At 36.3% G+C, this 5,128-nt stretch carries 5 protein-coding genes; all 5 read right to left on the minus strand.

Features of this window, described 5'->3' with window-relative positions; genetic code table 11:
* Positions 1-129 precede the first annotated feature (129 nt).
* Entirely contained in the window at positions 130-459 is a 330-nt protein-coding gene (locus tag EV207_RS22715) for a type II toxin-antitoxin system PemK/MazF family toxin (protein WP_132748722.1), read from the minus strand.
* Positions 449-619 (minus strand): hypothetical protein, encoded by a 171-nt coding sequence (locus EV207_RS23265; RefSeq protein WP_165887049.1) that lies wholly within the window; start codon positions 617-619, stop codon positions 449-451. Before EV207_RS23265 ends, EV207_RS22715 begins: the two co-directional genes overlap by 11 nt.
* Before the next feature lie 91 nt (positions 620-710).
* Entirely contained in the window at positions 711-1,553 is an 843-nt protein-coding gene (locus tag EV207_RS22720; RefSeq protein WP_132748725.1) for a tyrosine-type recombinase/integrase, read from the minus strand.
* Positions 1,554-1,724: 171 nt separating this feature from the next.
* Positions 1,725-2,246 carry a GNAT family N-acetyltransferase gene (locus EV207_RS22725; RefSeq protein ID WP_132748727.1) on the minus strand — a complete coding sequence of 174 codons (522 nt, stop codon included), beginning with the start codon at positions 2,244-2,246 and terminating at the stop codon, positions 1,725-1,727.
* Between the two features lie 189 nt (positions 2,247-2,435).
* The gene (gene ltrA, locus EV207_RS22730) at positions 2,436-4,253 is read right to left on the minus strand and encodes a group II intron reverse transcriptase/maturase (RefSeq protein ID WP_481405564.1); all 1,818 of its coding nucleotides are present in this window, start codon (positions 4,251-4,253) and stop codon (positions 2,436-2,438) included.
* Positions 4,254-5,128 lie beyond the last annotated feature (875 nt).

Here is a 5,128-nt window from a genome sequence, read left to right on the forward strand (position 1 = left end):
ATTCTTCGATATAATCCTTCAATTCCAGAAGGAATTGCCTAGCCTTTATTGGAATGGTGTGGCCACCTTCCATTTAAACTAGGAACATTTCGCACAATTAAATGGCCCTTTTGCAGAACTAAAAAACTACTAAAATAACTTTTTGCACATATTAAGTACCCTCTCAAGATCATGGTTATGTAACTTGCCAATATGACGCTTCAATTCAGAACCGTGAACAGAAGTAATTTTTGAAGTGCGTGCGACAGACGGTTTTAATAATCCTGCTTCCTCCCAATATTCCAAAACAATATCAAATTGATTTCTAGCCATTTGGCTTGTGACCGGTGCAATAATGACATCTACATCCAAAGCTAATTCATTTCCAACAATAATAACAGGGCGCTGTTTAGTTTGACGTGCTCCTTTAAAAAGAACATCTGCCACCCAAACATCACCCTGCTTCATTTTACTGCTCATTGTATATGTCATCCTCCTCGTTATCCCACCAGGAGTAATTTTCACCTAGCAAAAGAACATCCTTAGCCATATATTTTTCTTTAATTTTGTCGAGTACCTTTTTTCTATCTTGTTCACTCAGCATGTCAATTTCCTTTATAATTCTTTCGGGGATGGACATATAACACACCTCCATTAAGCTTTACTCTTATTATACCTTATATGTTCGGTAACATAAATGTTCTAATTTATTTTAAGTTAAGGAATGTAAGCTAAAAATACTTGCTATAAAAGTCGTGTCTTAATTTCCCACTTAGATGAGCGTAAACCCTTGTTGTTTCACTCTTTTCATGACCTAGAAGACTTTGAATCACTTCAAGTGGAGCGCCATTATCGACCATATGTGTTGCATAGCTGTGACGTAATTGGTGAGGATGAATCGTTTTTTTGATTCCAGCTCGATTAGAAATACGTTTAACGGTGTATCTAAGAGAATCGACGCTCATACGTCTTTTAGGGTTACGCTCTGTAACAAATAAACAGTGCTCATCATCATCACGTTCTTCTAAATACCTTTTCAACCAAATTGCACAGCGTATATTAAAATAAACTTCTCTTTCCTTATCCCCTTTTCCGTGCACAATTACGGAGTTTCCCGTGAAATTAATATCATCCCTATTTAATTTTGCAACCTCACCTATACGGCACCCAGTAGAATAAAAAAACTCAAACAAAGCATTTTCCATCGGTGTATGACATCCTTCGCGAAGGTGTTCAATCTCATGTTTGGAAAGAAATTTTGGAATTCGTTGACCTAACTTAGGTTCTTTTAATTTAGCAGCTGGATTTTTTAGAATATATCCTTCCTCATGTGTCCACTTTAGCAATGACTTAATGAAACGTATGCGATGCCCCAAACTGGAGGCTTTTAAATGTCCACCCGCCTCAATTAGGTATTGTTTCAATTTTTCTGTTGTAATCCCACTCATTTTAATATCACCGAAAAAGCGCTTTAAAAGATTGTATTGAAAACCGTACATTTTCAAAGTGAGAGGGGAATATCCTTCAATTTTTTTATCAGACTGGTACTTTACCCACGCTTCCGACAACAACATGTTTTTTACACTCCAAACTATGAATCAATTATATTGACTCCAGTATGGTCAGGATATAATACCTTTATTCAACAATCGAAATGCATACTTGAGTAATCTTGGAAACAGATGACAGGTTCTGTAACCGGAACGGACACAATCCTAGTTCTGGAATCGCGCCCTATTGCTTAACTAAGCCAAACTACTATTGGTAAATATATAATTTACAAACTTTAACCTTTGTCCGTTCATTTCAAATTCTTCACCATTTGATTCCGTTTGCTCAAATCCATTATTCTCTAATACTTTTTGGGATGCTACATTGTCGGTTGTTGTTTTTGCCTTAACTAGCTTTATATTTAGGTCTGTCAGGGTCTCAAGTAATAATTTTAATGCCTTTTTGGCAACACCTTTCCCTGTATGCATTTGTCCCACTCTATAACCCAAATAAGCAATTTTTTGAGGTCTATCGATATCTACTAAATTAATTCTTCCAAGGATAGAACCACTTTTAGCCTTAATTAAATAGAAATATGAAATTCCGTCAGCTTGTTCATTAAGTAATGTTTCATGTCTTTCTTTAAAAATTTCAAACTCATAGTATTCACTCCCCCGAGTCGGTACCATTTTTTCAAAAAAACTTCTGTTTTCAAGTTCAAATTTATATAGACTTTCTGCATCCCTAGCATGTAACTTTTCAATTAACACACCCATATGTAATACCCCTATTCTGTTTTATAGCATTTACATTTGCATTTTTATGATAGTGATAGGTAAGCTTTTGAAATTATCGCCAGCTTTTCCCCCACTTCACACCATACGTGCGACTTTCACCGCATACGGCGTTCCAACTAATCCAATTCATTCAATATTCTTATGTATATGCAAGGATGAAATGTAGAATCAGATAGCTTCATTCAGACATTGCTTACGCAATTTATTGACTTTACTGAGTTGCTTTTCATCTAGCTTGAGTGCATTTAAAAGCGTTTGTATTTTCTCGCGATTTCTCATATGAATAAGGCGGTGAACAGATTGATGCAGTATCATTAAATTCCCGTATGAATCATCCCTTGTGAGATGATACGGCGTTTTATGATGACAATGCCAATCGTCTATCCCTAATTCAATTCCTGTAACTGCACATTTTCCATATTGAGCGATAAAACGGCTAATCCGATTATCGTTATATTCGATGGAACGGTTGGGAATAAATTGTCTCATCACATGAGCGAGTACTTGCTTAATAATCGCACGCAGATTTTGATGGATTTTATTTCTACCTTCGACGGTGTAGTTACAGATAGTTTGAGAAAAGTTAAGATTCACCTTACAGCGCTGTGCATGAACTGGGACAAGAACCATTCCTTTTATTTTATAAAATTTACATTCATATCCCTTATACCTTTTCTGCAAGGATTTTGTAAAGTCCTGAAGCGTAGCTTCTTTTTTCATTTCATTTAAACGATTGTATAATGCTTTATGAAGACGATGGTTCAGCTTAATTAAGTCATCTGTGATGCGTGATGCTGCAGAATAATAGTTTTGAATTCCCATTATAACTGTATTAAAGCGCCAAACATTCTCAGGTGATTGGTGTTTCTGAATTACCTTTATTGCATGTTTTATCTTTATCTGTGCATTTTTAAGTGCTTTCTTTGTCATATGTGAGCGAACGACATAGAGAGTCCTTGTATTCGTCCTTTTCAAATGAGCCTTAAGACGAAAACCTAAAAACTCCGATGAGTTTTTCTTTAAGTTAACTACTTTCGATTTTTCTTTACTGATTTCAAGATAAAGCCTTGTTTTAAGAAAATCTTTTACAGCATAATGCATTTTAATCGCTTGTGAACGAGTTCGACAAAGGATTTTAAAGTCATCCGCATATCTTACGATATAGCAATGTTTTAAATTCGATTGTTTCAGTGCATTATATCTACCAGCATACGATTTATATGGCTTACGTGTCTCAAAATTTTCCCATTGATTACTAACCCACCAATCAAGTTCGTTTAGTACAATGTTAGATAACAAGGGAGATAAGATACCGCCTTGAGGTGTACCTTTTGTTGGAAAACCTTCGCCAATAATTTCAGCCTTTAAGAGACGTGAAATAATGGAAAGTAGTGCCTTGTCCCGAATGCCTAGCGACCACATTTGTTTTATTAATTTGGCGTGATCCACATTGTCAAAGAATCCTTTTATGTCAACATCTACACAATGATACAGATATGCTCGATTGACGAGTGTTTCAAACCTAGCCTTCGCATGATGTGTATTGCGATTCGGTCTAAAACCATAACTATGTTTATAGAATTTCGCCTCACAAATTGGCTCAAGCACTTGTAAGATGCACTGTTGAAACAACCTATCCCAGATAGTCGGAATTCCTAAAGGACGTGTTTTTCCATTTGTCTTAGGAATAAAAACACGCCGAACGGCTTGGGGCATGTAATATTCAAACATTTGCTGTATCCTTATTATGACTTCTGATACTGAGAGTCGCTTTATATCTTCTATTGTTAGTCCATCATACCCAGCAGTCTTACTGCCGGTATTTCGTTTAATATTACGATAAGCCAATCGAATATTTTCATCAGATTGCATTAAATCTATTAATCCATAAAAATTTTGACCATTAGCACTTTGAGCATACAAAGAATCGAAATGATATTGCATATCATAATACTCGTTGTGCCTCAGTTTCTTTCGCTTTAACAAGTCGGTGGCTCCTTAGGAGCTGAACCTCTATTAGTCTTACAAGAACCTTATTAATCGTTGAAGAACTGTCTTGCATGGTTGAATGAATCTTTTATTAGCCTAATGGCTATCCCTCCACGTTCGTTACACGTTTCGACGGTACTGTGCCACCACTTTCACTGATATGAAGAAAAGTTATACAGCAGCTATTGTCACTACTATTTTCCTTTTCAACGTTTCACTGAGAGTAAGCCCTCCACGTTATCAGCTTACAACGTTGAATTATATCTATTATGGAACAAACTTAGGTGCTTCCTATAAGCCTGTTAGCCTTGCATGTGCCTATAACACAAGATGGATTTTCATATTGTTGATTCTTACTCATCCACAGCTAACCCTACATTTGGTAGTAAATACATTTCTATATAATGCCAGTCTAGGCCTGTACATTCAGAAGTTCGTCAGCAATATACTTTCTTATTATATTTCACCGCATCCTCACCATATCTGTTCAACCCAAGCACCATGATTTACACCACCCCATCGGGTAGGATTTCGTCAGCCGGACTGTTACGGTAAATTCTCGCGCCTATTAACCGAGCTTATAACACACAATTTCTTACTAAACAGTGTGCTATTCGACGCAGGGGGAGCCTTTCAGAGCGTTACCTCCTCATTCGACTCCTCGACATAACCCTTCAGTTACAAGATAATTGAGACTGCCTGACCTTTACCGAAATTATGTGACCACATTTCATTTGAATCAGGAACGTTTCGCACCAACAATCTGGCCCGTTTGTTGAATTGTCACAATCCAGCTTATCAACGTAATTGTATCAAACCTTTTTATAAATTATCGAACTTTTTTAAAATTATCAATCTTTAATATAAATAAT

Origin of the sequence: Scopulibacillus darangshiensis, from assembly GCF_004341035.1 — a bacterium.
In the GTDB taxonomy this organism is placed as follows: Bacteria; Bacillota; Bacilli; order Bacillales; family Sporolactobacillaceae; genus Scopulibacillus; species Scopulibacillus darangshiensis.